The sequence below is a fragment of the Persicobacter sp. CCB-QB2 genome (assembly GCF_001274635.1).
Classification (GTDB): Bacteria; Bacteroidota; Bacteroidia; order Cytophagales; family Cyclobacteriaceae; genus Persicobacter; species Persicobacter diffluens.
In genome coordinates, this window is sequence record NZ_LBGV01000001.1 from 2,276,784 (window position 1) to 2,303,628 (window position 26,845).

At 41.9% G+C, this 26,845-nt stretch carries 21 protein-coding genes; 6 read left to right on the forward strand and 15 right to left on the reverse strand.

Going from position 1 to position 26,845, the window contains the following annotated elements; translation table 11 throughout:
- Positions 1-337: 337 nt before the first annotated feature.
- Together NG22_RS10190 and NG22_RS10195 are read right to left on the reverse strand one after the other, a co-directional pair.
- Positions 338-2,302, reverse strand: coding sequence for a hypothetical protein (locus NG22_RS10190; protein ID WP_053405631.1), 1,965 nt, complete (start codon positions 2,300-2,302; stop codon positions 338-340).
- 12 nt (positions 2,303-2,314) lie between these two features.
- The gene (locus NG22_RS10195) at positions 2,315-2,914 is read right to left on the reverse strand and encodes a ribonuclease HII (protein ID WP_053405632.1); all 600 of its coding nucleotides are present in this window, start codon (positions 2,912-2,914) and stop codon (positions 2,315-2,317) included.
- Between the two features lie 593 nt (positions 2,915-3,507).
- Here NG22_RS10195 and NG22_RS10205 point away from each other — a divergent pair.
- A complete protein-coding gene (locus NG22_RS10205; protein WP_253275673.1) occupies positions 3,508-3,972 on the forward strand; it encodes an NUDIX domain-containing protein in 465 nt (154 codons plus the stop codon).
- Positions 3,973-4,037: 65 nt separating this feature from the next.
- Here the strand turns inward: NG22_RS10205 and NG22_RS10210 are convergent, their stop codons facing one another.
- Positions 4,038-5,837 (reverse strand): SLC13 family permease, encoded by a 1,800-nt coding sequence (locus tag NG22_RS10210; protein WP_053405634.1) that lies wholly within the window; start codon positions 5,835-5,837, stop codon positions 4,038-4,040.
- 434 nt (positions 5,838-6,271) lie between these two features.
- Between NG22_RS10210 and NG22_RS10215 the strand changes: the two genes are divergently transcribed.
- The 4 genes from NG22_RS10215 (at position 6,272) to NG22_RS10230 (ending at position 9,071) form a co-directional block, all read left to right on the forward strand.
- Entirely contained in the window at positions 6,272-6,610 is a 339-nt protein-coding gene (locus NG22_RS10215; protein WP_053405635.1) for a hypothetical protein, read from the forward strand.
- A gap of 156 nt (positions 6,611-6,766) precedes the next feature.
- Positions 6,767-7,096, forward strand: a complete 330-nt coding sequence (locus NG22_RS10220; protein ID WP_253275674.1) for a type I restriction enzyme HsdR N-terminal domain-containing protein — start codon at positions 6,767-6,769, stop codon at positions 7,094-7,096.
- A gap of 153 nt (positions 7,097-7,249) precedes the next feature.
- Complete coding sequence (gene dnaN / locus NG22_RS10225) at positions 7,250-8,380, forward strand: DNA polymerase III subunit beta (protein ID WP_053405636.1); 1,131 nt, start codon at positions 7,250-7,252, stop codon at positions 8,378-8,380.
- A gap of 322 nt (positions 8,381-8,702) precedes the next feature.
- A complete protein-coding gene (locus NG22_RS10230; RefSeq protein WP_053405637.1) occupies positions 8,703-9,071 on the forward strand; it encodes a helix-turn-helix transcriptional regulator in 369 nt (122 codons plus the stop codon).
- 229 nt (positions 9,072-9,300) lie between these two features.
- On the opposite strand, the gene NG22_RS10235 is transcribed toward NG22_RS10230, so the two are convergent.
- From NG22_RS10235 to NG22_RS10265, 7 genes are all read right to left on the reverse strand, one after another.
- Complete coding sequence (locus NG22_RS10235) at positions 9,301-10,077, reverse strand: NYN domain-containing protein (protein ID WP_053405638.1); 777 nt, start codon at positions 10,075-10,077, stop codon at positions 9,301-9,303.
- A 240-nt stretch (positions 10,078-10,317) separates the two neighbouring features.
- A complete protein-coding gene (locus tag NG22_RS17630; protein ID WP_082305048.1) occupies positions 10,318-13,392 on the reverse strand; it encodes an MBOAT family O-acyltransferase in 3,075 nt (1,024 codons plus the stop codon).
- A gap of 4 nt (positions 13,393-13,396) precedes the next feature.
- Positions 13,397-14,947, reverse strand: a complete 1,551-nt coding sequence (locus NG22_RS10245; protein WP_157600996.1) for a hypothetical protein — start codon at positions 14,945-14,947, stop codon at positions 13,397-13,399.
- A 317-nt stretch (positions 14,948-15,264) separates the two neighbouring features.
- Complete coding sequence (locus NG22_RS10250) at positions 15,265-15,726, reverse strand: DoxX family protein (protein WP_072159059.1); 462 nt, start codon at positions 15,724-15,726, stop codon at positions 15,265-15,267.
- Between the two features lie 253 nt (positions 15,727-15,979).
- Positions 15,980-17,506, reverse strand: a complete 1,527-nt coding sequence (gene purH / locus NG22_RS10255) for a bifunctional phosphoribosylaminoimidazolecarboxamide formyltransferase/IMP cyclohydrolase (RefSeq protein WP_053405640.1) — start codon at positions 17,504-17,506, stop codon at positions 15,980-15,982.
- Positions 17,507-17,617: 111 nt separating this feature from the next.
- Positions 17,618-18,184, reverse strand: a complete 567-nt coding sequence (purN, locus tag NG22_RS10260; protein ID WP_053405641.1) for a phosphoribosylglycinamide formyltransferase — start codon at positions 18,182-18,184, stop codon at positions 17,618-17,620.
- A gap of 368 nt (positions 18,185-18,552) precedes the next feature.
- Positions 18,553-21,033 carry a BamA/TamA family outer membrane protein gene (locus tag NG22_RS10265; protein ID WP_157600997.1) on the reverse strand — a complete coding sequence of 827 codons (2,481 nt, stop codon included), beginning with the start codon at positions 21,031-21,033 and terminating at the stop codon, positions 18,553-18,555.
- Positions 21,034-21,049: 16 nt separating this feature from the next.
- Between NG22_RS10265 and NG22_RS10270 the strand changes: the two genes are divergently transcribed.
- Entirely contained in the window at positions 21,050-21,808 is a 759-nt protein-coding gene (locus NG22_RS10270) for an RNA methyltransferase (protein WP_253275675.1), read from the forward strand.
- On the opposite strand, the gene NG22_RS10275 is transcribed toward NG22_RS10270, so the two are convergent.
- The 5 genes from NG22_RS10275 to NG22_RS10295 form a co-directional block, all read right to left on the reverse strand.
- A complete protein-coding gene (locus tag NG22_RS10275) occupies positions 21,752-22,612 on the reverse strand; it encodes a queuosine precursor transporter (RefSeq protein ID WP_082305049.1) in 861 nt (286 codons plus the stop codon). The genes NG22_RS10270 and NG22_RS10275 overlap by 57 nt on opposite strands.
- 156 nt (positions 22,613-22,768) lie before the next feature.
- The gene (locus tag NG22_RS10280; protein WP_053405644.1) at positions 22,769-23,680 is read right to left on the reverse strand and encodes a ribonuclease Z; all 912 of its coding nucleotides are present in this window, start codon (positions 23,678-23,680) and stop codon (positions 22,769-22,771) included.
- A gap of 71 nt (positions 23,681-23,751) precedes the next feature.
- Positions 23,752-24,129 carry an STAS domain-containing protein gene (locus NG22_RS10285; RefSeq protein ID WP_053405645.1) on the reverse strand — a complete coding sequence of 126 codons (378 nt, stop codon included), beginning with the start codon at positions 24,127-24,129 and terminating at the stop codon, positions 23,752-23,754.
- A 91-nt stretch (positions 24,130-24,220) separates the two neighbouring features.
- Positions 24,221-25,156, reverse strand: coding sequence for a phosphoribosylaminoimidazolesuccinocarboxamide synthase (locus NG22_RS10290; RefSeq protein ID WP_053405646.1), 936 nt, complete (start codon positions 25,154-25,156; stop codon positions 24,221-24,223).
- 86 nt (positions 25,157-25,242) lie between these two features.
- Positions 25,243-26,583 carry a toxin-antitoxin system YwqK family antitoxin gene (locus tag NG22_RS10295; RefSeq protein ID WP_053405647.1) on the reverse strand — a complete coding sequence of 447 codons (1,341 nt, stop codon included), beginning with the start codon at positions 26,581-26,583 and terminating at the stop codon, positions 25,243-25,245.
- Positions 26,584-26,845 lie beyond the last annotated feature (262 nt).

The window sequence follows — 26,845 nt, forward strand, 5'->3', positions numbered from 1 at the left end:
ACTTCCAATAATTCGAATTAGCAGTCGGATGCTGCGGTTTTAAACTCGCGGTGAAACAGATGCTTTAAGAAATCTATTTTCGGAGCACCTGTTTTGGCGCATTTAGCCCCCTTTCATGTTGCCCTGAATTATTCATCACCAGATTCATCGAATATCCTCAAAATGCTTAATACGACTTTATTACGATAGATTTACTATTTTTTTATTCGCCCCAATTTGGCAAGGCTTGCTTTCTCCTCATTCATCTGCTTCCTTGGAAAAAACTTGAAATAAGGAACTATTTTTTCATTTTTCCCGCACTGGGACTAAACGAGGGTTTAAGCTTGGTTAATCCGACTTAGTTTTCCAAAAAGCGTACATTGGGCTTCCGGATTTTGAAATCATCCCAATTAATCAGTGTTTTGGTTGAAACATCAAAAGCAAATGCTGATATACCCTGGGGAGCATTAGGATAATAACCAAAACGAAACTGAAAAGTATTGAATACCAGCTCCTCATTTCTTATTCTTAATCCGGCCCCCGCGCCATTATAAAAACCCTGAGAAGGCACTACCACTTCCGGCGTTCGGATATGCGCAATATCAGCAAAGGCAAACATGGCCACTTTAAAACCAATAAACTGCCAAGGGGTAAAAACCACACTTTCGTATCTGCCTAAAATTTTACGATCACCATATACCCAGGGCACACTCAAGCCACGTACATCCCTTTCCCGATCAAGCTCCAGGTCAATCACTCCCTGATACCCAAACAACTGACTAAACTCTAGTTCAAAAAAATTACGCAATCTCATGGAGCCTAATTTCAATAAAGGGCTAATGTATTTCATTTGGGTGCTCACTGCATAATTATGTACTTTCTCATAATCCGTACACAGAGAGCCATATAAAAAAGCGTAAAAATACCCTTTCCGGGGACGATACCAGGCCTTTGACAATTCTGCACTATATATAATACCCTGCTGAAATTCAAACCACTGATAACCTACATTGCCACTGATCTTCCACCCTACCGGAACATCCTCTGTCTGCCCAAAGGCTCGAATTAAATTGGATTTGTAGAAAGCTTGTTGGTTTAAACTCAGGCCTGCCAACAATAATCTCCGATTCTCAAATAATCGATTAGAGTCCGGCGACACAAAAGGCCGTTCAGGAAACTTACTATCAAAATACCTCCCTGTCGTAAAAAGCCGGGGCGCCTGTAAGTCATTTTTATCGCCTAAAGGAAATGCCACAGAAGCCCAATAATCCTGCTCAATATTTCTAATAGGCCCTGGTATGGTATCTTGTCTGGAGATAAATTGATTTTTGATGGTATTTTGCTTCAAATCAACGCCCCCCGCCCATCGCAATTTAGCCGAAACAAACTCACGATCAACATAGGCTCTGTGACGAGTTTCCCTCGAATCATCTTTAAATTCTATTCCTGCATCCACGAAAGAAGCCCTGATATTGCGTAACTCATAGCCCACCTCTATCCCCAATTGGGTGGAATCCCGAAAATCATAAGATCCCTGTAATTTAAAAGTATGCGCCAGGCCCAAAAAGTTGCGGTCTTCCAATCCCAGCTTGCCTGATTGTGGGCTACTAATTTCCGCCAGGGGCCGAATAGAGAAGACATCCTTGGTGACGATCAGTACATTCACGGCAGTACTATCCAAAAGATCCGGCATCACCAGAACGCGGGCATCCTGAATATTGGAGGATGCACGAAGCAAACGTTCCGATTCCGCCAACAATTCGGCATCCAGCGGCTCCCCTTCCTTTTGCAAAATAAACCTTTTCAGGATGAAAGGACGAGTCTGAGTGGTCAGATTATTTCCCCAAAAGTTTTCATTCCTTTCCGAGTCCCAGGTGGAAGGTTCGTAAATATTGGTGCCAAAAATATCAATTTGCTTAAGAGTGATACTATTTACTCTATCTCCGGAATATTTCTGGTATTCATCCTGAATCTGCCCCTGGGTATAGCGCTCATTGTTTCCACCGGCATTATTGACGAACAGTAAGCTATATAAGCGCGCGCCCACCTTTGTTCGATCAGAAAAGGACTTCAATGAATCCAGCATCTTTCGTGTTCGGAGCGAGTCCTCTATATTGGTGGGACTAATCAATTGCTCCAGATGCTGATTAATCACTTCCGTGGATGTATCCTCTTCCACTTCTATGACATGGGGAAATTCCAAACTATCCAGCGATAAGTGAAACCACCTGCTTTGTTTTGTCTGGCCACAAACCTGCAAACCTCCCCAACAATTAAGGAAGATAGTTATGATCGTCACTATCCAGCAGGTATTTCGAGCCATAAAAAAAAGTTTTTATTCTTCGGGCAGCAATTTAAAAGACATCCGGTGAAAAGGACTAGGCCCATGTGCTTTTATTCCGGCACGATGCACTTTTGTCGGGTAGCCCGCATTTTTTTCCCAGGCATAATGCGGATAATCCTTAGCCAAATCCTCCATTAATTGATCACGATAGGTTTTGGCTAAAATAGAAGCGGCAGCAATGGACAGAAATTTACCATCTCCCTTCACAATACACTCATGCATAATGCCCATATAGGGAGAGAATTTATTCCCGTCGATTAATAGCAACTCCGGGCGCAGCTCCAACTGATCAATGGCCTTGTGCATCGCCAACATGGAGGCATTTAAAATATTTATTCGATCAATTTCCTGATGATCCACTTCGGCAATTGCCCAGGCCAAAGCATCCTCCTTGATCACTTTTTCAAGTGCTTCCCTTTTTTTAGCAGTTAACTGTTTCGAGTCATTCAGCAAGGGGTGACTGTAATTTTTAGGCAAAATAACGGCGGCAGCCACTACCGGCCCTGCCAAACACCCTCTTCCCACCTCATCGCATCCGGCTTCCACTAAGTCGGGCGTTCGCTGCGCTGCTAACACTTTAATCTCTTTCATTCCGCAAAAATAGAATTAATTTTTGCGATCCCTCAATTTTTCCTAAAGGAGCCACGGCTTTTTCATGAAAGCTGAGGAAAGAAAAATGGGAGGAAAAAGGAAGGAGAAATTAGAAATATTTGCCCAAGTTATTTATCTCCGGATTTAGCCATTCATTCTAAATGATCCCTTTTCAGTTCAATAAGGTAGTACTCACTGATTTATTAATAGCCCCAACTTGGCTAAACTTACTTTTTCCTCATTCTTCTGCTCCCTTGGAAAAAACTCGAAACAGAAAAAATCCTTTCATTTTTTCAGCCTTGCAGCTAAAAGAGGATTTATGCAGGAACAATTCAGGTTAGGCCTGATTTACAAATTGATATAATAAATAATAGGGATCAACGGTTTCAAGCTTAAACCACTTAATCAAAAAGATATGAAAAATAACCTCAGGACCTCTAAGGGTAACCCAAAGGTTCGATTTCATAAATATTTAGCTTAGCGCTAAGGATCACATAAAAAATATCGGTGAATTGTAGTTATTTATATGTCGATCTATCGTTATTAGTTCGAATAGTGAAAATATCATCCGCACCCAAAAATTTAATCCCCTCATGGAAAACCCCTGGATAAAATTAAACACCAAAACCGTTTATGAAACCCCATGGATCAAAATTGAACAGGACAAGGTCATTAACCCCTCCGGCAGAGAGGATTTTTATGGAAAAGTTCACTTTCAACAAACTGCTGTCGGAGCATTACCCATCGATGAGGATGGCAAAATTTGGCTGGTAGGGCAATTCCGCTATACGGTAGACCGCTACTCCTGGGAAATTCCTTTGGGCGGTGCTGAAGAAAATGAGGACTTACTGGAGGCGACCAAAAGAGAACTCCAGGAAGAAACCGGCTTCTCCGCTAATGACTGGAAGGGCTTTTTGCATTTGCACCCTTCCATTTCGTCCACGGATCAACAAGCCTATGTATTTATTGCGCGGGCTTACGGGCCGGAGCTACCAACCCCGATGAAACCGAAGTACTTCGTCAGAAAAAAGTCACCCTCAAAGAAGCTTTACAAATGATCGACCGGCAGGAAATCACGGAGGGCATTTCTGTGGCGGCACTGTTGAAATATGCGGTTCAGGAACTAGCCGGCTAAAACGGGAACTAACTGATCATGATACAAAAAGTAAATCATTGCTAAACTCACCAGCATATATAGCAGGGTGATTGGCACGCCTACTTTAATAAAATCAGAGAAAGTATAACCTCCCGGGCCAAATACCATCAGGTTGGTTTGATAACCTATGGGCGTTAAAAAAGCACCTGATGCGGCATAGGCCACCGTGAGAAACAGGGGTGTACCGTCTATTCCCATTTTCTGTGCCACTGCTAAAGCCAATGGGAATGCGATGGACACCGCCCCGACATTGGTTACGAAGCTGGTCAATAAGGTGGTGATAATAAACAGCCCCACCATAATGGAGAGCGGACCGAAAGGGGCTAATACCTCCAGCAGTCCACTTGCCAGCATTTGACCAGCCCCCGTTTTGACCATGGCATTTCCAAGCACCAGCGAGAAAGCCAAAATGGAAAACATGTCAATATCCACTGACTTTTTAATATCCGAGATCGTAACCAGAGAAGTGGCTGCCATCACTGCAAAAATAAGCATCAACGACAAAAACAACGAATATACCCCGGTGACGGCCAAACCAATCGCCATTAAGGCCGTCAGCACCAAAGACCAGGAGCGCTGCTTACTGGGCTTGGCAAACTCCTCTACCTGATTGACCACATGAAGGTCACTGAAAAAATTCACCCGATTTGAAAATCCTCTTCCGGCATACAACAATAGTAAATCTCCGGAAAGCAGGGTGATATCACCAATTTTCCCGCTTACTCTTTCTCCTTGTCGGTGAATGGCCACCACGGCAGCATCATACCGATTTCGAAAGCCGGAAGTCTTAACCGTTCTTCCAATGAGAGGAGAGGTCTTGGCCACCACGGCCTCAATGACTTGTACCGCCTCATTTTCCCTTTGGTATTTGTCTTTGGGCAACCTTAATCCTTCCATCGAAAGCACCAAATCATGAATAGAACTGGTGTCTCCCGCAAAGAATAAATGATCTCCTCCCTGCACTATTTCATCTGGCTGCACCGGAGAAATCACCTTATCCTCCCGAATAATCTCTACCAGATAAACGCCCTTCAAATTTCTTAATCCTGCTTCCACTATCGTTTTTCCGACCAATTTTGATTTGGAGGAAAGCTCTGTTTCGACTACAAATTCCCGAATATTCTCCTGAAATTTGGCTATTGCTCCCTGGCGATCCGGCAATAATTTATGCCCATACACTAAAAAAAACACAATCCCGACCGTCACCACAGCCAAGCCAATCCTTAATAAATCAAATGTAGCCAAACCCGGCAATGCCGCCTCATTCAAAAAACCTTGTAACACTAAAGTGGTAGAGGTACCAATCTGGGTCAGCATCCCGCCCAGTATAGTCGCAAATGAGAGCGGAATCAATAATTTAGAAGGGCTTACGCCATTTTTCCTCCCCCAATTGAATACATAGGGAGTCATTATCGCCACTACTGGGGTATTATTAATAAAGGAAGAAACCACTGCTACCTGCGCCATCATGCGGGCCAGAAATCCTTTATAGGTGGCATTTGCCGGGAACATTTTATCCAGCCACATCACCAGATTAAAGTTCTTCCGTATACCTGCCGTAATGAGAATCAATAACATCACCGAAATGATCGAACTATTGGAAAAGCCCGCCAAAAGATCATCTCCATTCAAAATACCGGTGAGGGCAAATACCAAACCGCCTAACAAAAAGCCGACGGAAGCCCTAAGTTTATCCAGGTAAATTAAAGTAAAGAGCAGGAAGGTAACGCCCAATACGAAATAAGGTTGAAGCGCTTCTGAAAGCATATTTATTTGAATATGGAAAAATTTCAAAGACTAGAAAAAGTCAACTGGCGGGAAGTTAGAAATAAAGATTCTTCCAAACAATGAGCAATGCTAGCATATTTCATCCGCTCAAAATATTAAAAAAAAATTACACTCACCACCACGCTATCTCTTTAGCCAAACAACCAAGTAAATCCCTGTTTTTCTTGCTATTTAACCCCCTAACCTCTACATTTGGAACGGTACTTGTTAAATTAGTACTGAAAAGATTTTAATATGAAAACTACAAAACGATATATGTTTAACATTCAGCAGGTCTACTGCTCACCCCTAATACGGTGAGAGAATGATTGTATATATATTAAATGTTTTGCGTTAATAAATATAGAAAAGTCCTTCTCTCCCTTGGAAAGAAGGACTTTTTTTTATCCCCCAACCCTAAAATTATCATCGTTATGGAAAAACAATTTTGGATTACGCTTTTTACAGACGAAGGAGATAACACTTTAAAGTCTATTACCGACACCTTTTTATCTCAGGGAATCAACATTCAGCAAATGTCGGCCAAGGAAAGTTTGATCCCTTCCCTAATGCAATATGATATCTTAGTCAACCTGAATCCCTCCGCTATTAAACCCTTACAAAAAGGGCTCAGCAAATTAAATACAGTACATAAAGCCCTAAGTTATGAGCCGAAAGAAAAAAGCTCCAGCAATATCCGTGAGAAAATCAAGGTAGCCCTGAAAGCAGTGGTTCGAAAAAAACAGATGATCCCCATGCTTTCTGCCAGCTAGGAATTTGTGTGTTCAATCACATCATTGCATCTTGCGCTCCTGATTTATGGAGAAATTAAATTTACCCAGCTTCCCTTTCAGAATTCGGGAAGATCAGGGGCGCAAGTATATTTTTGACCCCCTGCGCAAAAAAGAAATTGTGCTAACCCCGGAAGAGTGGGTGCGCCAGCATTTTATTCAGTATTTAATCAACAGCCTGGGCTATCCGCCAGCCTTATCGCGCTGGAAACAGGCCTTAAATATAATCGCATTCAAAAAAGATCCGACGGCTTAGTCTTTGACCGCAATGGTCAGCCTTTTATGCTCATTGAGTGCAAAGCACCCTCAGTCAAATTGGATCAAAAGGTAGTACAGCAGGCTGCCACCTATAACCAAACCCTTCGGGCGCCTTATATAGTCGTCACCAATGGCTTGTCCCACGGCTGTCTTCAATGTAATGCGGAAGGCATTAAATGGCTTGCCCAACTCCCCGACTTCCCACAATAAAAAACCTGATTCTCCCATTATTCCATCCGATAGAGGAGATGGGGATTCATAAAATGAGATTAATTTTATATATTTAACATTGCGAAATCGCAATTTCAATAACTCACTTAGAATGAGTGAGGTAGATAAGAAAATTACAAACCCTGCATTTATATGAAGTTTATTGTTTCTTCCTCTTCATTGTTGAAGCAATTGTCCAAAATTCACGGTGTGGTTACCACAAATCCGGTAGTCCCGATTTTGGAGAATTTTTTATTTGAAGTAGATGGCGCGGCAGGCAAATTGACCGTGACCGCCTCTGATCTACAATCTTCCATGATTACTGAAATTGAAGTAAATGCGGAAGAAAGTGGTAGCATTGCTATTCCGGCAAAAATCCTATTGGATACGCTGAAAAACCTGCCTGAGCAGCCTGTAACCATTGCGGTAGACGAAGAAACCTACAGTATTGAGATTATTTCTGAAAATGGTCACTACAAACTGTCCGGGGAAAATGCTACAGACTTCCCTAAAATTCCGGTAGTTGAAAACGGGCACAGCATAGAACTTAGTGGTGATGCTATGAGCCGTGCGATCAACAATACCATTTTCGCTGCAGGTACTGATGATTTACGTCCTGCCATGACGGGGGTGTTCGTCAATTTGGAGGAAGATGAAGCTACTTTTGTTGCCACGGATGGCCACCGTTTGGTGCGTTACCGCAAAAAAGAAGTGGAAGGGGCTTCGGGTGCTTCCATCATTATTCCACGCAAGGCCTTAAACTTATTGAAGTCTAACCTTCCGGCAGATGAGAGCCCGGTAGCCATTGAATTCAATGATACCAATGCCCACTTTGCTTTTGAAAACCTTCGATTAATTAGCCGTTTAATCGACGAGCGCTTTCCGGATTATGAAAATGTCATTCCATTGGACAACACCAATGAGATGACCATCAATAGAATGCAAATCCTAAGCACTTTAAAGCGCTTGGCAATTTACGCCAACAAGACCACCAATCAGGTGAGATTATCTTTAAAAGGCACAGAGTTAAGTGTACACGCAGAAGATTTAGATTTTTCTAATGAAGCGAATGAAACGCTTTCCTGCGAGCATGAAGGAGAAGATATCGATATTGGGTTCAACGCCAAGTTCTTGATTGAAATGCTGAATAATCTAAACTCCACTGAAGTAACCTTCCAGTTCTCCCAACCTAACAGAGCCGGATTGATTATCCCTTCTGATCAGGATGAAGATGAAGACTTGCTCATGTTAGTAATGCCAGTAATGCTAAATCAATACTATTAAAAACGAGCTTTAAAAAAAAACTATAAAGGTTGCTTCGGCAACCTTTTTTTTTGCCTCATGCAATAGCCTCTTTAACAAGACAATCTCCTAAAACCTTACATCCCTTTATGGATATAATTCACCATTTGCGTAATTAGGCTATACATTACCAATTCTCCCTCTTAGCTTTGTATTTATTATTTAAAAAATTATACCCCATATTTACGATTTAGTGAATGAGGCCAATAAATGCTTGTAATCAGGTCTGTCTGTTTCCCCCAAAAGAAAAGGCGAACCTATTCAGACTTTCATTACCATTTCAAACCAAATTCATCGATTGACTATGTTTCCACCTGCAGATAAATCTAATCTTGTAATTGCAAAAGCGGTTACTTTCTTTGAGGAGCAAATTAAAAAAGGAGATTCCATTTCCTTAGGCATGGTGGCAGACATTTGCCAAGTACCTGCGAGAACTATCCAGCACCACTTCAATAAAGTCTATGGGATGGGCCCCATTCAGTATTTTAATAAAATGCGAATGGATCACGTTAAAGATTTACTTGAAAAGGCGGATCCAAAGGAGACCAATATCACGGCATTAATTTATGATAATGGATTTTACCACATTAGCAGGTTTTCTAAAAAATTCAAAGAGCAATATGGCAAATCCCCTTCTGACATTTTAAAGGAAGATCATTTCGTAAAAGAATGAAAAATATCTTTCGGTAAATGGCTGTTTAGGAGCGTGTTTAAATGCCAAAATTTGCAGCGAGCATTTGATTATTGCAGAAGCGATAAAGGATTATTTTTAGAGAATAGCAATGCTATTTTGAGCAATTAACCTTTATCGCTTCCAATAATTCGAATTTGTAGCCGGATAGCGTGCTTTTAAACATGCGCTTAATACTGGCAAAGACTATTTTAAACAGCCCTATTTATTATTATTTCCGTCCTCGTTTCGCTTCTTTTTTGCGAAGCGATCTGAGGTAAACATGTTTTACGGCGGAGTCCTGATCGGAAACTCTTTCATCCAGCTCAAAATAATCAGATAAGAACTTAATCATATTCATCAGCTTGCTAAAGCCATAATTTCTAGCATCAAAATCAGGACGCTTTTTACTCAACAAACTACCGAATTCACCTAAATTGGCCCAGCCGCTGTCATCAGAAACATCATCAACGGAAGATTGCAATAACGAAATCAGGCGTTGATTAATCCGATTTAAACTCTCCTCCTTACTACCGCTGGCTTTATTTTCTTCTTTGGAGGAATCTTTTTTCAACACCTCCAAATACACAAATTTATTACAGGCCACAATAAAAGGCTTCGGTGTTTTCTGCTCTCCAACCCCCATTACCCACATGCCCGACTCCCTTAATCGAGTGGCTAATCGGGTAAAATCACTATCACTGGAAACAATGCAGAAACCATCCACCTTACCCGAATACAATATATCCATGGCATCAATGATCATAGCGGAATCCGTCGCATTTTTCCCTTGGGTATAACTGTATTGCTGCACCGGATTAATCGCATTCTCTAACAGTACCGATTTCCATCCCGATAAATTTGGTCGTGTCCAGTCTCCGTAAATCCTGCGGGTGGTAGGAAGGCCAAAGCGCGCAATTTCCTCCATCATTTCACTTACAAAAGCGGAACTTACATTATCTGCATCTATTAAAACCGCTAATGAACGGTCCGTATTTATTTTTTTCATTTTAAAAATATATATGACTCTCCGAAATGTGACTAATAATTTAGGAAAGTCCTGTTAAAAAAAATGGGGAATAAAAGATATTTCCGTCAGGGGCATGACGAAAAAACCATATTCACCAAGAAAACTTGATTATTACAGCAGAGAAAGAAGGTCTTTTTAGCAACATGTGCCACCAATATGGAAAACCCTGAAATACTCAAATCAAATTCCCTCTCGTGACTTATCGCTTTTAATCAAGCCTTAAAACTGGAAATAGATAAAGGGGTGAACCTCAGAGGAAGAAACCTGCCAAATGCACCAAATTACCACCGCCATCGTCAAGGCTCTGCCCCATAATGGAAAGCGATAAAAAATGCGATTTACGGTGGTTCCCACATTTTTTGGAGCCCAATGCGTCGCATAGCCCAGGAACATCAAAGCAAACACTTCCTTATAGCCCATTAACACCTGAGGAATTTGCCCGAAAGCAGTATCAGTCATGATCCTATTGATCAAAAGGCTGGCATCCTCAAAATTCGCCGCCCGAAAGAATATCCAGGCCAAGCATACAAAATGGAAAGTATAAACTTGTCCCAAGAAGCGCCATGCATCACTTTTGGGAAATTGGAAACGACCTTTTAGCAATCTCTCTATTCCCAAAATACCTCCATGAAGCGCCCCCCAAAGCACAAAATTCCATGAAGCACCATGCCATAATCCTCCAAGCAACATGGTAAGCATCAGGTTAACATAGGTTCTGACTTTCCCTTTTTGATTCCCTCCCAATGGAATATACAAATAATCCCTCAACCAGGAAGACAGGGAAATATGCCAACGGCGCCAAAACTCAGTAATGCTCCCTGAATTATAAGGGGTTTGAAAATTCACGGGGAGCCGGAAACCCATCAATAATGCAATACCAATGGCCATATCCGAATAGCCTGAAAAGTCACAATAAATCTGAATGGCATAGCCATAAACAGCCATTAAGTTTTCAAAACCTGAATAAAGCGCCGGAGCGTTAAATACCCGATCTACGAAATTAATGCTAATATAATCGGAAATAATCGCCTTTTTGATCAAGCCGCCAATAATCAGACTAAAAGCCAAAGACATGTCCTTTTTGGAAAGACTCAGCTTTTGGTGAATCTGAGGAATAAAGTCCGCCGCCCGAACAATTGGCCCCGCCACCAGCTGCGGAAAAAAGGTTACGAAAAAGGTAAAATCCCAAAAGGATTCCGCCGGCTTCATGCTTCTTCTATACAGATCAATAGAATAACTCATGGTCTGAAAAGTATAGAAGGAAATCCCAATTGGAAGAAATATATCCAGAGAACCAATTTCAGCTCCTGTTAAACCATTGATAGAATTTATGAAAAAATTGGTGTATTTAAAATAACCCAAAATCCCCAAATTACAGACCACACTGGCTAATAAATAGAGCTTTCGTTTCTTATCATCTTCCTCCTCATAAATCTTATTTCCCAAATAGTAATCCACTATGGAAGAAAAAATAAGAATAATGAAATAGAACCCACTGGATTTATAATAGAAGAACAAGGAAAACAAGGTCACATAAACCACCCGAAAGGTCTGTACTTTTTCCCACTTCAGATAAATGGCATAAAAAATTAAAAACAAGACAAAGAAAACCCCTGAATTGAAAAGCAAAGGAGCCTTTTTCTGGTATTGAAAAATATCAGAAAAAAACTTAGGATTTAGGGCCGCAAGACTTCCTGAGGAAAAACAGCCAGCAGTCATAACCTGAGCCTCCTGATCTATCCAATATCCGCTTAAAGCATTCTGATCCACCTGCTCCATTTTCCCTTCAAAGGGTATTTTGGCGGGCATCGTTTGTGGCGAATGTAAACCCTTAATCGGCAATTCTTCTCCAATACGCGATTTTTGATAGGCTCTCATCAAGGCTTCATAAAGCATTTCCCCCTGAAGGCGGTAGCCATCGGCTGAAAAATGCACATAGTCTCGGCTAAAGCCCTGCTTCTTCCAATTTGAAATTCCATTGGCTCCTCCCATCACTCGCCACCAATCCCAATAGGCAACTTGTTCCTTTTGCGCCACCTCAATAATGACATCTCGGACTTGCTCTACCCTTGGATTGAATTTCCGATTTCTGCCTCTCCCCGTATAGCTATCTGCCGGGGTGGTCAACAGAATAGGAGCGTTAGGATGCTTTTTTCTCACACGGTGAATAAAATCCAGCACATCACGCTCTACGTCCTTCAGGCTATAGGTAGGCGCAAAGCATTCATTGGTCCCCATGGAAAATATATAGAGGTCTGCCGGTAATTCACCCAATTGCTCAAAGAACAAATTGTATTTATTATAATCCAGATATTTAGCACCATTCGAACCGATGGCACTATACACGATACCGGACGCCTGACTATCTTCTACATAAAAGCCGGTTAAATTGGCGTATTTTTGAGCATCTCCTTTTTTAAAGCCTTGCACAATGGCGGCCTGTTGCGGCTGATCCCATTCAAAGACCTGCATACCCAATGGAAAGATTTGGCGATCAACAGCAGCCCACTGCATATCGTCCGCCTTGATCCGGTCTACTGCCGAAGGATGCTCGCCATTCTTCACCACCAACTTTTGCTTGGGGCGAATTAATGATTTACTTCCCAGATTATTCCAGGATTGTATTTTGGATACCGAAACGCCGTACTTCCGCCCAATACTATACAGACTTTCCCCTGAGCGAACGGTATGGTAAACTTTTTCCGGTGTGGGTATAAATTTCCTTTCGGTACTGGCACCGGGCTTAGGCTGCCCTACTTTTAAATCGTAAGTATGATTTCCCGGCTCATAAAACACCCACAGACGGTCAAAACCTGCAGCAGAATCCGCCAGATTCAGGTTAATCTGGTAATAATCTGAAGGCGTTTTGATCCCATGACCCGAAACCCCTGTCTCCTGCACAGGCTTGGATCTGGAATTTCGTTTAGAAGTCCAGGAAATATTAGATTTGAACCGAACCTGCTTTGGCCCATTGGTTTTAGCCAAATTATAAGGGAAGGTCAGCCCAATACCGCCATCGCCAAAGTCTTCCTGGAAAAGCTTCCGCATTTCCCCGGTAAAGAAATCAGCCTGAATATGGGAATCGCCAATATGGACAATATTTACTTTTTGTTGCTTTTTGCTTTCTAAAGCCTCCAATTGTTTAAAGAAAGCACGCAAATGACCGGCATTGCCAATGGTATCCGCCACTTCATTAACCAATGGTCGCTCTTCTCTTGCTCCCAATTCCTCCCCGGCCCAGACACTTAAACTCCCCACCAGCATCCAAAGCGTAAAAAATAAACCTCTGATCATGTATTTAACGAATCTTTTTTGCTTTTAAAATTTCTACCGGAGTTGATTTCCGTTGTGTCAATTGCTTTGGCGCAATCTGATTGCTCGCCCGATGACTCCCCCAGCCATCAATCAAAAAGTCAAAAAGCAAATGCCCCACTTTATTCGCGCCTCTAAAATTAAAGTGCGTATAATCTTTATTTGCCAATGGCTTCTCAGACTCTACCCAATCAATGATAGATCCTTCTCCTCCCATGGCCTGAAATAAATTAAAAAAGGTTGCATTGGCTCTGCTTGCAGCGCCCATTTGGGCCGTTATTACACCAGCAACCGCCGGGTCAGTCTTTAATTCGCCGTCAATCTTACGGGCTTTATCTGCCATGGAAATCACCAGGCAGGGCGCATCCATCTCCTCCTGTATATACCGAATCGTCTTATAAAGGTTAGCGCCATACCAGGCATAATTCAGACTACTGGTATCTGCCACATTCGTCCCGAATTGCATAATCACCAGATCATACTCCAAATAATCATTAAAAGAATTCAGCACCTCCGGATTCAAGTGACGCAGATGCGTTCCGCTACTTCCTCTTAAGGGGAGGTCATCCACAAAAACGCCCTTAGAGGACTCTACGCTCACCCCATATATGGGTAAGTTAGCATCTGTTTCAAATTTCATTTCAAGAGTTTTTACCGGAATAGAAGAAACCTGCAACTCATTGACCACCTTGTTTCCATTTAAGGACAAATTCACGGAATCCTTTTTGTCGAGGATGGCCGTCAATTTATACTCATCACTTTCAGACTTAGGCGTCCCGTAAAATAAGCGGACGCGTTGAAGGGAATCCAGTCTTTTTCTATGTACGCCTTCATACTTCACCCATTGTTCCTTGCCCGGAGCCTGGGCATAGGTGACATCACAGCTGATTCCAAAATCAAAGGGACTTTCGTGACGATTGAAAATATAATTATCCAATTTCCAGCCATCAGAAAACTGATGACGAATGGTGCCCCGGAATCCGGCCACCTGAGAGGTGAGCGGAACATAGCCTACTCCCTGTCCGCCAAATTTACTTTGAAATAGGGATCGAAGCGTGCTGACAATCAAGTCTCCCTCAATCATCGAATCTCCAAAAAAGGCAATCCGCACCCTGTCCTTTCTGCCTTTCCGTAATTCGTCCAGCGCTTTATAAAAAGAGTTTAAAGACTTGGATCGAAACTCTTCCTTTGGGAAAGGAAGGGACCGTTTGGGCTGTCGCGCTTTCAAGCCAGCTTCGCCTGAAGCTTGCATATCATCTTTGGAACTAGGGGATGGATTATTTTCTGAGGCTAAAACAGGGGCTTTTGGTGCTTGCCCTGAGGCTGGTTCTTCCTCTTTTACAAAAGAAGATCCTTCTTCATCACTAGCGGCAGCCTCTATGGCCTGAAGGATCTGGTCGGTAGAAACGTTTTTATTCGCCAATAAGGGGGGCTCCTCGCTAATCACCAAATCCGAAAAAAGCTTAAAATTCCGGTAGCCCTCTAAAAAAACCACTTGAGGCGCCACAAACTGATATCCTAACAAAATGAAGAACACCAGCAATAGCGTTATATATGTCTGTTTAAAATAATTCTGGTCTTTCACTACACAATAAACTAATGCATTATTCTTGTCCCTGGTTCACCACAAAAATCAATCCTAAGCAACAAGGCCGTCAGAGTTGAATACCATCTTCTAAACGATTAGTTTTAGAATTTGCTTGATTATCATCCCCACGCCTCTAAACCTGGAAATCAATGATAAAACAATCTATTAAGTGATTTGATTTTTTTTCTTCTTTGTGGAAAATCCCCGGACATAAAAAAAGCCTAACATTAAAATGAAGGCTAACAAAAGTAATATATTATCGTGTATTAAACTCTTTCTAAAACTCTATTTTTAGGGGAATAAGCGGAAGTTTGTTTTTTAAATCCCCAAAAGCCCCTTCGCTTATAATCAGGCAACATCGCATATTTACCGTCCCCCAAAAGGAAAATCCCTAAAAATCCCAATAAATAAAGAATAGCTTTTTCTTTGTGAGCAAAAGGGTCTTCAGCATGCACCCAAAATGCTGCCACCAACATGATGATCATCGGCGGGATACTAAAAATGCGACTTTTCACGCCAATAATAATCAATAAAGGACAGACCATTTCCGCAAAAATGGCAAGCAGAAGAGACAACATACTTCCAAGGCCCAAAAAATCAAAAAATTCCGCCTGTTTACCTTTCGCCATCCATAAATCCAATTTTGTAACCCCATGTACCATCATCATACTACCAAAGGCTATACGGAAAAAAAGTCGGGCGGAGAAAGAGTAAAATCTAGCGTTCATATTAATTTTTTTTCATCTTATTCAAAGATAGAATAAAAATCAAATTACAAAAAGAACATCGAAAGTCAGCATAGTACCATTTATCAATACTATTATCGACAAATGAAGTCTAAAATGTACCTCATAAAAAATCCAGACCCTTTAACTACCTATTGACCGAATTGCCCCCTAATGCGCCATGTAAGTTTTACTTCAAAAAACAAAAAAGCCGCTCTCCTTCGAAAGCGGCCCTCCTTTTTAATATTTGGAGCGATTAGTGTTTGAAATGACGAACACCAGTCATCAACATTGCCATGTCATGCTCGTCGCAGAACTCCACAGAATCCTTATCACGAACAGAACCACCTGGTTGAATTACCGCTTTAATTCCTTCTTTATGTGCAATCTCTACACAGTCATTGAATGGGAAGAATGCATCTGAAGCCAAAACAGCCTTGGATAGATCAAAATTGAAAGATTTTGCCTTCTCAATCGCCTGACGCAATGCATCCACTCTGGATGTCTGCCCAACACCTGTTGCGAACAATTGCCCTTCCGCGGCTAAAACAATCGCATTTGACTTGGTATGCTTACATACCTTAGAGGCAAACAATAAAGCGCTCTTTTCTTCCGCCGTTACATCACGCTTGGTAGAAAGGGTCAAATCGGCCTCGGCATCAGTTTTCAAATCACGATCCTGAACAATCGCACCGTTCAGACAGCTTTTGAACATTTTTGTAGTAGACAAGCCCTGCTTTTGAACCAAAAGGATACGATTCTTCTTTGACTTCAGCAATTCCAAAGCCTCTGCATCATATTCAGGAGCAATCAAAACCTCACAGAATAGCTTGTTGATTTCTTCTGCAGCAGCCAAATCTACCTTACCATTAGTACAAAGCACGCCACCAAAAGCAGAAATAGTATCAGCCTCAAAAGCTTTCAAATAAGCCTCTTTTACGGAAGAAGCAGTAGCGCATCCACAGGCATTGGTATGCTTCAAAATCGCGAAAGCAGTTTCCCCTTTGAATTCCTCTACCAAAGAAACGGCTGCATCAATGTCCACCAGATTATTGTAAGAAATTTCCTTACCATGCAACTGCTCAAACATCTCATCAAATTTCCCGAAGAACTCTCCTTTTTGATGTGGATTTTCCCCATAGCGCAAGGTGCGGCCACCATTTTCACTCACACGAAAAGCCGGAAGCGCTTCTTCCTGATTGAAATAACTGAAGATAGCCGAATCATAATGAGAGGAAACCCCAAAAGCATGTGCTGCAAAACGACGACGGTCTTCCAAAGTAGTCCCCCCTTCTTTTGCTGCCAACACTTGCTCCAACTCCCCGTACTGCTCACGAGAAGCAACAATAGTTACATCTTTAAAATTCTTTGCCGCTGCACGGATCAAAGAAATTCCACCGATATCGATTTTCTCAATAATTGCCTGAGCCTCTGCTCCGGAAGCGACCGTTTCTTCGAATGGGTAAAGGTCTACAATCACCAAATCAATCTCCGGAATATCGAACTCTGAAATTTGAGCCTGATCTGTTTCGTTATCACGACGATTCAGGATACCACCGAAAATTTTTGGGTGAAGCGTCTTCACACGGCCTCCTAAAATTGAAGGATAGCTTGTTAAATCCTCCACCGGAATCACTTCAGCGCCCTGCTCTTCAATAAATTTTTGAGTCCCACCAGTTGAGTAAATGGTTACTCCATTATCTTTCAATAATTTAATGATTGGCTCAAGGTTATCCTTGTAAAATACTGAAATCAGTGCTGATTTGATCTTTTTTACAGACATCGGAATTGGTATTTAGATATTTATAAAATATGGGAATTAATTTGATCATGTTCTCCAATGAAAACAATGGCAAGAGAACAAAAAAAGCCCCTGAAAATCAAGGGCTTTAGTTTATATTTTTTCCACCACCTGCTGAATCACAGCCGGGAAGTGCTTATATTCAAGTGCGTGAATTTTTTGCGCGACATCTTCTGCAGAATCTTCCGGGCTCACCTTTGTCGTAGCCTGAAAAATTACCTGCCCTTCATCATATTGCGCGTTCACATAGTGAATGGTGATGCCGGACTCGCACTCTCCCGCCTCCACTACGGCCTGGTGCACATTCATTCCATACATCCCTTTCCCCCCAAACTTCGGCAGCAAGGCAGGATGAATATTAATGATTCTATCCGGGAATGCTTCCACCAAATTTTCAGGAACCAGCCATAAAAAGCCCGCTAACACTATAAAGTCTATTTCATTATCCTGCAACACTTTTAATACCTCTCCGGATTTGAACTCCGGACGCGTAAAAACATGAGAAGGAATATTCAGATTTTTCGCCCGCGTCAAGCAGTAGGCCTCGGGCTTATTACACAACAAGAGACTCACCTCAATTTCTGAATGAGATTGAAAATGCTCAACTATTTTTTGCGCATTACTTCCACTACCGGAAGCAAAAATGGCAATCTTTTTCATAGGGAAAAGGGAATGGCCAGATGAAAGTTAAGGTAAAAAATGCCCAAACATGCATTTAAAGCGAAATTAGGGCGATTTTGAATCCTAAAAAGGAAGATTTGAGACGTCTCCCGATTTTGGAAGCACAAATTTGACCCTTTTTTCTAAAAAAGCCAAGAAAAATGAATCCGAATCTAAGCGCGAGTTTAAAAGCACACCAGCCGGCTGCAAGTTCCAATTATTGGAAGCGAATTTGAATGATTGCTCAACAATAGCGATGCAATTCTCTCAAAATAATCCTTTATCGCTTCTGCAATAATCAAATTTTCGCTGCGAATTTTGGGTTGTAAACACGCTCAAAACCCGAATTAATATCTGGAAAATCCGGATTAAAAGGGATAACCGATACCAATGTTCAATAGAACCTGACTTGCCGGATTCACTGCTAATCGGAAATCACTCCACCTCAAATCCGGTAGCACAAAATATTTTCCATCCGGTCGGGCCGGATCAAAAGCCCTTACCCCCACATCAAAACGAATCAACATGAAATCAAAGTCCAGGCGCAGACCAGCCCCTACGGTCACTCCAAGCTGCCCCAGAAAGCTTTCAAATTCAAATTTACCCGCAATATTCCGATCATTTTCAGGAGGCAACTCCGTTCCATCAACAGGCGGCCCATCTTCTATACCGCTTTCTCCTCCCTGATTAAAACCCAGCGTCCAGACGTTCCCCACATCCACAAACAAGGCGCCTTCAAAAAACCCAAATAGTTTCTGGCGGTATTCAAAATTTGTTTCAATGATCATTTCTCCGGGCTGGTCATAATTGGTTCCTGCCGGAGCCACGAAATATCCGGGTCCTAAACGCCTCGGTACCCACCCCCGGTTAGAACTAGAGCCCCCGGCAAAGAAATACCGCTCTGAAGGCAACTGTTTATTTTTCCCGTAGGCGATGGCCATCCCGTAATTTAACCGATAGGCAAAGCGAGCCGTTTTGCTATCATTCAGGGTAACATATTTCCTAAAATCAAAAGAATATTTAAAATATCGATAGGACTGTAAATTATTTCGTTCGTAAACTGACTGCAACAAATCGCCGATAATAGCGCCTCCACTTTCAGCGAAAACCTGCAAATAGGCTCCCCGATCAGGATTTTGTAAATCCCGATTAAAATTAAAAATCCCCCGAAAACTCATGGCCGTTACCACAGAGGGCAAATAGGAGTTAATCAGGTTATTTCCCTGCCGAGCCAATTCCTCCAAGTCCTTCCTGAACTGCTCAGAGAGTCGAGAATTGATATAAGCCCCTTCAAAAGGGGTAAAAATATACTGATGACCTTTTTTGGAACGCCAGATATAATCAAAAGTGGTATTTACATTAGACTTAAAATAATCCGGACGATCAATCGTACCATAACCCAAAGTCAGCTTTGTTTTAGGGTTCAATTGCCCGAGCTCCAGTCGCTTTTTCTCACTCAAAGGGAAAAGGAACTGAGGAAAGGTCAGGGATAAATTAGCCCGCCACTGCTGACTGACATCTATTCGGGATATCCCCTCCGAATTCAAAGTTTGCACCCCTTCCATGGCATATCCGCCGGAAAGTTCTAAAATTTCTAAACCTCTGAAGGTATTTCTATTTTTGACCCCCAAATTAAAAATAGGCCCCGGAATACCCTGGGTCACGTTAAGCCCCGCCTCGTAGCTGGTTTGATATTTTTCCAGTGGAGAAGTAAAAATATGCGCGACCATTTTCCCTCCCGTGGTATCGTAATTTACGTTCACAAAGCGGAACATGTCCAGGTTAGCCAATTGTCGTTGCGTTTGCAAGGTCTTAGTTTTAGAGTAAGGCTCCCCTGGTCGGATAAAAACCCGACGAGACAACACCTTCTCGGACATCTTATGATCCTCTGAACTGAAGACTATTCCACTCACCTCTTGTTCTGTTCGGGCTTTTTCTAAACCGGAAACAGAGGCATCAGTAGTAAAGGTGACGGAATCAAGGGTGAATAACTGATGAACATTCTCATCCGTGGGGTTACTAATGATCGTTTCCACCGAAAAAAATCCCGGATGATTCAAAGTATCTACTTTGAAACTCACATATTCTTTACTGAATTCATAATAACCCTCATCTTTCATGAGCGCATCAATGCGGTCTCTTTCCTTACTCAGTGTATTTTGAGAATACACCATCCCCTTCTTCAGCAAGCTGTTGGGCAAGTCCGCTAATAGAATATGATAGATATCTTCATCCGTTGTGGTCAGGGAAGCGGTATCCATTAAATGCGGATTGGATTCTTTCACGCGATAGGTCACCCGCGCCAATTTCTCGAAATACCCTACTTCATAGTTAACCGTAGATGAAAAATACCCCCGGGCACGATAAAGTGCCTCCATCGAAGCCGCTGAGGCCTCCACCTTGGCGCTATCGAAAATGGCCAATGGTTCTCCATTTCGCATCCAGAAGTTCCCTTCTTTTAATTTGGTCTCCTTCTTTTCTACCTTGGAGCGCTTCTTTTCCAACAGTTTGTTGTATTTTCGCGAATCAACCGGATACTGTTTTAACTTACGATCATACTTTGCTTCGACCGCCAAAAGTTCCTGCTGATATTTAGCGGAATCATATCGGCCTAAGCCATGTTGATACATGGAAACGTAATAGTTTACAGGCAAAAATAAGGTCCTGCTGTTGGGTTTCGCCTTGGTCCACTTTAACAGTTCCTCCTCTTTAATGGCACTATTGCCCTTCACCTGATGACGGTTTAAGACATATTGCCCATCCTTCAAAAAACGGGTAGTGGTGCAACCGGAAATCAACAAAGGAAGCAGGCTAATAGCGATGAGGTATATATAAAAATGCTTTCGCAAATGAATAACGAATTATATGATGTATAAGGAACTATCCAAAAGAGTTTCAAAATTGATCAAATCCCTTCAAATAAAAAAGTACAGGAAACAAGAACAGCTATTTTTTGTTGAGGGAGCGAAAAATACTTCAGAAATTCTTTCTAATGGATACGAGGTGCAGCTGGTAGTCGGCACAGCATCCTTTTTAAAAGGTATAAAGGATTTGCTTGAAAACCACCCACACTGTGAAATATTTGTCGCTGACGAACAACAACTATCCGCATTGGGCACTTTTGCCACTAACAATGCAGGTATTGCAGTTGCCCGGCAAAACATCAGTGCAAATATTACTTTAGCGCAAGATGAATTTGCACTGGTGCTGGATGACGTTCGCGATCCTGGCAACCTGGGTACGATTATCCGCATAGCAGACTGGTATGGCATCAAAAAAATCATTGCTTCCCCTAATACGGCGGACTTCTACAACCCCAAGGTTTTAAATGCGTCTATGGGTTCTTTTGCTCGGGTGGAGTTCCAGTACACTGACCTGGTACCCTATCTTCAACATCAAAGTCTGCCCGTATACGGCGCCCTTCTTGAAGGAGATAACATCTACCACGAAAACTTTGATCAGGGTGGCTTTATCATTATGGGAAATGAATCTGTCGGTATTTCTGAGGCCGTAAAACCTTTGATCAGCCATAAAATCCACATTCCAAGAGTGGGAGGAGCTGAGTCCCTAAACGTTGCTATCGCCACTGCCGTCATTTGCGACAACATCCGACGTCCCCGATGAGGAGGGCTTTTCCATAAAAAATAAGGAGCTCTTACTCGCTTCATCGGCCATTTGGTCAGCGGCATCCTTGCCCAGATATTGGTCGATGAAGTGATGGGCAACATACAGCACAGGCGTCAATACCACGGCCACAACAAATTTGTAAATGTAATTGATGATCCCCACCGCAATTACCAACTCCCAGGTCCAGTTTCCGAAAACAAAAAAGGCGATCCACAAAACCACAAAAGAGTCTACAAACTGAGACACCAGGGTGGAGCCGGTTGCCCGCAACCAAATTTTATCCGGGCCGGTAAATCGTCTCAACTTTTGAAATACATACACATCCAATAGCTGACCTATCAGAAAGGCCACCAGCGAACCGATAATAATCCCTAGGCCCTGTCGGAAAATGGTTTGAAAAGCATAATTAATATTGAAGGGATTCCCTTCAGCATCCTGCCCGTTGACTTCCAGCCAAAAACCCGCAGGAGGCAGATGGGTCACGCCGAAAATCACAAAAAATGCATAGGCGATCAGGCCTGCTGTTAAAAAACTAATTTTCCGCACCCCGGCCTTGCCATAGTATTCATTAATGACGTCTGTGGTAAGGAAGACAATTGGCCACAAAACAGCTCCGGCTGTCAAATTAAAATCCAATGCCAGGTCTCCAAAAAGCGGAATCTGAGCAGGCTGCAAACCCATCATGGCTTCGGCTGAGAATATTTTCACCCCGATTAACTCCGCCAAAATAGCATTGGTAATAAAAATTCCGCCAAGGAGAATAAACAGATTGGTTTTCTTTTTTGTAAGGGTGGTGGTCATATAGCAGTAGGTTGTAGATTGGAAAGGACTCCTTTATTGCGTTTTTTCAGAATCCAAAATAAACCTACAAAAGAGCATTGATAAAAACCAATCCGGGATTTTCTTTCACAAAATAGCGCAGAGCATTCCTTCCCCTTCGGTGGGTTTATAAAACCCTTATTCTCTCAGGTAAACTTTGGTCCCCTCTACCCCTAATAGGGTGTTTTTGAAAATAGTTTCCGCCTCTTTCAATAGGGGCTCTAATTCTTTATAGCGCACTGAAAAATGACCAATCACTAATTGCTTCACCCCTGCCTGCGCAGCCAGCAAAGCCGCCTCCTTAGTAGTGGAGTGAAAGGTATCCTTGGCCCTGTTTTTCAGGTCATCCATAAAGGTGGCCTCATGGTATAATAAATCGACTCCTTTGATTTGTTCCAGAAAAGACTGGGTATAGCGGGTATCGGAACAATAAGCATAACTATAGGAAGGTAAAGGATCATGGGTATACTCCAAATTACTGAGTATTCGATTTTTATATACCGTATCTTTCCCTTTCTTTAAATCTGCAATATTCTCCAGACTCAGATCATAGGGCATCCTGGATTTATTAATCCGGCGCTCCCTTCGTTTCTCCCTTATCAGAAAGCCGGTACAATGAATCCCATGTTCCAATGGAATACTCTCCACCTGCAGTTTATTATTTTCGAAAAGTATTTTCGGAGTATGGGGATCGGTAATATGAAAAACGATGCGAAAATTCAGAAAAGTCTGAGAAGCTTTTAACTGCACGGTAATCACTTCTGCTAACTCAGGAGGTCCATAGAGGTGCAATTCCCCTTTTTTCTTAAACAAATGCATGGTAGAGAGCAGACCAATTAATCCAAAATAATGGTCGCCGTGCATATGAGAAATAAAGATATGGGAGATTTTGGCCAGCTTAGCCCGGTATTTTAATAATTGTAATTGTGCTCCCTCCCCACAGTCTATCAAAAAATTATGATTATCTACTGTCACTAACTGACTCGAGTGAAATCGATTATGGGCGGGGGCTGCGGCATTTGAGCCCAAAACTAAAACGCGAAAAGCCAAAAGCAGAAGCAGTTAAAAGAAAAGGAAGCAATCTATTGCTTCCTTCTCTACGAATTATGAGAAATGATTACTTATTCGGAAGTGGAATTCAGATCGCGCTCTATTTCATTGAAAAAAACAGCATCAATTGCTTCCTGAACGGTAGGAAAAATTTCCAAAACACTATCAAGTTGAGAAATCTTAACCAATTTTTTCACATGATCATTAAGACAAGCCAATGCAAATACCCCACCTTCATCTTTAAAGAGTCGATTCCCCACTAACAGAGAGCTCAATCCTGAAGAATCCACATATTTAACATCACTGAGATCGAGAATAATATTCTGAACCCCTTCGGCATGTAATGTTATGACCTCTGTTTTTAAAACCGGAGAAAGACGCGAATCCAACTTCTCTTCATCCAAATGAATCAAAGAATATTTTTCCTCCTTACTTATAGAATATTTCATAATAACCGATTGCGTTAAAAAAAGGAAACTGAGTAATAAATATATAAAAAATCAGCCACCTTTATGTAAAAATTAATGCTTTATTCGGTCCTTAAAGCACTGAATTGATGTTGGTTTCCATTTGTTTTTCAACATTTTCCAGGTTAGTTTTTTCAAATTTCTCCCCGGTCACTTGTTCAAATAACTCAATATATCGATTCGAAATATTGGAAATCACCTCCTCAGTCATCTCAGGAACCTGCTGGCCTTCTTTTCCCTGAAAACCGTTTTCAATTAACCATTGACGTACAAACTCCTTAGAAAGTTGCTTTTGCTTCTCTCCTTTTTGCTGACGGTCCTCGTACCCTTCCGCATAAAAATAACGTGAAGAGTCCGGTGTATGAACTTCATCAATCAGGTAGATTTTTCCATTATGGCTTCCAAACTCATATTTAGTATCCACCAAAATCAAACCGCGTTCTTTGGCCATCTCAGTTCCTTTCGCAAATAATGCTAAGGAATATTTTTCCAGTTGCAGGTATTCGGCTTCGGAAACAATGCCCTGAGCTAAAATTTCTTCGCGAGAGATATCCTCATCATGTCCCTCATAAGCCTTAGTGGTTGGCGTGATGATTGGGTGTGGAAGTTTATCATTTTCCTTTAAGCCTTCGGGTAAAGCCACGCCACACAATTCACGCTTGCCTTCCCGGTACTCTCTCCAGGCATGTCCGGCTAAATAACCACGAACGACCATTTCCACCGGATAAGTCTTACAATGCAAGCCAAAGGAAACGCGTGGATCCGGGGTGGACTCCAACCAGTTAGGGACAATCTCCTGAGTAGCAGCCAAAAATTTTGCTGCAATTTGATTCAACACCTGCCCTTTGAACGGAATTGCCTCCGGTAGGATAACATCAAATGCGGAGATTCTATCAGAAGCCACTACGGCAATTTTTTCTCCGAAATAATAAACGTCACGAACTTTTCCTCTGTAAAAATCCGTTTGACCATCAAATTTGAAATTGGTTTCTTTTATTGCTGCTGCCATGACACAAAAATAATTAACCCTTCGGGAATGCGTTGAAAAATCAGGCTTTTTTTACAAATGAAAACACAATGTTGCCAATACCAGGATTAATCCAACCCTTTCTCGCTCACCAATTGGCCTTTTTCATAAGTTTCCACCTTCTTTAGGCTACCTCTGCGATTGTAGTACTTCCACTCTCCATACCGTACATCACCCCCGTACTGCCCTTCCCATTCTACTATTCCATTACGATGATAGGTAAAATACTTGCCATGTTTTTTCCCTCTGGAATAATTCGCCACGACGGTTAACTTTCCCGATGGAGAATATTCTTTGACAATGCCGGTCAAATTACCATGCGCATACTGTGCTTCTCGCTCCAGGTTGCCATTCGGATAATACAGGCGCACCATGCCATGAATACTTCCCTTATCATGCGGACGACTTTCTCTTAGCTGACCGTTTTGGGTATAGTAAAATTTCCAAACATCCACCGGCTGCTCATTATACCAGTGCTTTTCGGCCATTAAGGCTCCATTAATATCATATTCGCTCGATAATCGATCCTGCCCCTTATCCGACACGACAATCTTTTCCTGCAATTCCCCTGTTGGAAAATAGACCAGGTTTTCTCCGGAAAGTACGTTTTTACTATAATTAAATTTCTGCCAAAGCGCTCCATCCTCATAATAACTCAGGACTTCACCCTCCAGCCTTCCGTTTTTATATGCACCCGTGCGGCGCAACTGACCGGACCGGTAATAATCCTTAAAAACTCCTGATTTTTTTCCTTTTAAATGCTGATACTCCGTTTCCACCCCTCCTTCTTCATAAAAAGTACGATAGGAACCCGAAACATAACCGTTTACAAAAGTGGCCTCCGTTTCCGGCTTACCATTAGGGTAAAAGGTAATGGTCAGTCCATTGGGCTTACCATCTTTATAAGTCACCTCTTTTTTAGGCTTCCCATTATCGTAATAATCTGTCACTTTCCCTTCAGGCTTACCGCCACTCAATCCCGTCTGATTGCGAATACGCCCATCCGCATAATAAGAAGTTACCTGATCCGATAAAGTATCTCCGGCAAATTTAGCTTCCTGAATAAGGGTTCCCTGCTCATTATATACTTTTACAAAACCCTCTTTTAAACCATTCTCAAAAGGAATTTCGCGCATAATATTGCCATCCGGATAGAAATCCACGAACAGGCCTTCTCTTTTACCATCATTGAACTCCCCCTTAGAGGCCAGCTGCCCATTCGGATGAAAAGATTTAAAAGTGCCCTGAATTCTACTGCTATCCTGATGAATTATTTGATAACGTGCTTTAACCTGGGTAAAGGCAGAATCATGATAAAAAACCACCTCAGAGAGGCTATCCAGGGATTGTCCGTTTGCTCCAAATGCACCGCACAGAGAAATTGAATAAAAAAGTAACTTAAACTTCATGCTGTAAATTTAAGATAAGAGTTTATGGATACATCATCTTCCATGGCCAATTTTAGGATTGGAAAAGAGAATAATAAAAAAACCAGCCCGGAATTATTGTAATTAGCGCAAAAAAAGTCCTGCCTTCCATCGCCAAATAAGCCGGCATCCAACATGACATTTACCTAAAAATCAAAAATTCAGCTAGCAAACACCCTAATAATCCAATGTTATATAGACATAATTGATATTTAAATCAAATTACCTGATAACAATCATAAAA

Excerpts from the sequence above, each read along its gene's own strand:
- purH (WP_053405640.1), bottom strand. The coding sequence starts at position 17,506 with ATGTCTGTAAAAAAGATCAAATCAGCACTGATTTCAGTATTTTACAAG.
- NG22_RS10250 (WP_072159059.1), bottom strand. The coding sequence starts at position 15,726 with ATGAACGCTAGATTTTACTCTTTCTCCGCCCGACTTTTTTTCCGTATA.
- NG22_RS10190 (WP_053405631.1), bottom strand. The coding sequence starts at position 2,302 with ATGGCTCGAAATACCTGCTGGATAGTGACGATCATAACTATCTTCCTT.
- dnaN (WP_053405636.1), top strand. The coding sequence starts at position 7,250 with ATGAAGTTTATTGTTTCTTCCTCTTCATTGTTGAAGCAATTGTCCAAA.
- NG22_RS17630 (WP_082305048.1), bottom strand. The coding sequence starts at position 13,392 with ATGATCAGAGGTTTATTTTTTACGCTTTGGATGCTGGTGGGGAGTTTA.
- purN (WP_053405641.1), bottom strand. The coding sequence starts at position 18,184 with ATGAAAAAGATTGCCATTTTTGCTTCCGGTAGTGGAAGTAATGCGCAA.
- NG22_RS10235 (WP_053405638.1), bottom strand. The coding sequence starts at position 10,077 with ATGAAAAAAATAAATACGGACCGTTCATTAGCGGTTTTAATAGATGCA.
- NG22_RS10205 (WP_253275673.1), top strand. The coding sequence starts at position 3,508 with ATGGAAAACCCCTGGATAAAATTAAACACCAAAACCGTTTATGAAACC.
- NG22_RS10195 (WP_053405632.1), bottom strand. The coding sequence starts at position 2,914 with ATGAAAGAGATTAAAGTGTTAGCAGCGCAGCGAACGCCCGACTTAGTG.
- NG22_RS10210 (WP_053405634.1), bottom strand. The coding sequence starts at position 5,837 with ATGCTTTCAGAAGCGCTTCAACCTTATTTCGTATTGGGCGTTACCTTC.
- NG22_RS10215 (WP_053405635.1), top strand. The coding sequence starts at position 6,272 with ATGGAAAAACAATTTTGGATTACGCTTTTTACAGACGAAGGAGATAAC.
- NG22_RS10285 (WP_053405645.1), bottom strand. The coding sequence starts at position 24,129 with ATGAAATATTCTATAAGTAAGGAGGAAAAATATTCTTTGATTCATTTG.
- NG22_RS10295 (WP_053405647.1), bottom strand. The coding sequence starts at position 26,583 with ATGAAGTTTAAGTTACTTTTTTATTCAATTTCTCTGTGCGGTGCATTT.
- NG22_RS10290 (WP_053405646.1), bottom strand. The coding sequence starts at position 25,156 with ATGGCAGCAGCAATAAAAGAAACCAATTTCAAATTTGATGGTCAAACG.
- NG22_RS10230 (WP_053405637.1), top strand. The coding sequence starts at position 8,703 with ATGTTTCCACCTGCAGATAAATCTAATCTTGTAATTGCAAAAGCGGTT.
- NG22_RS10270 (WP_253275675.1), top strand. The coding sequence starts at position 21,050 with ATGATGTATAAGGAACTATCCAAAAGAGTTTCAAAATTGATCAAATCC.
- NG22_RS10275 (WP_082305049.1), bottom strand. The coding sequence starts at position 22,612 with ATGACCACCACCCTTACAAAAAAGAAAACCAATCTGTTTATTCTCCTT.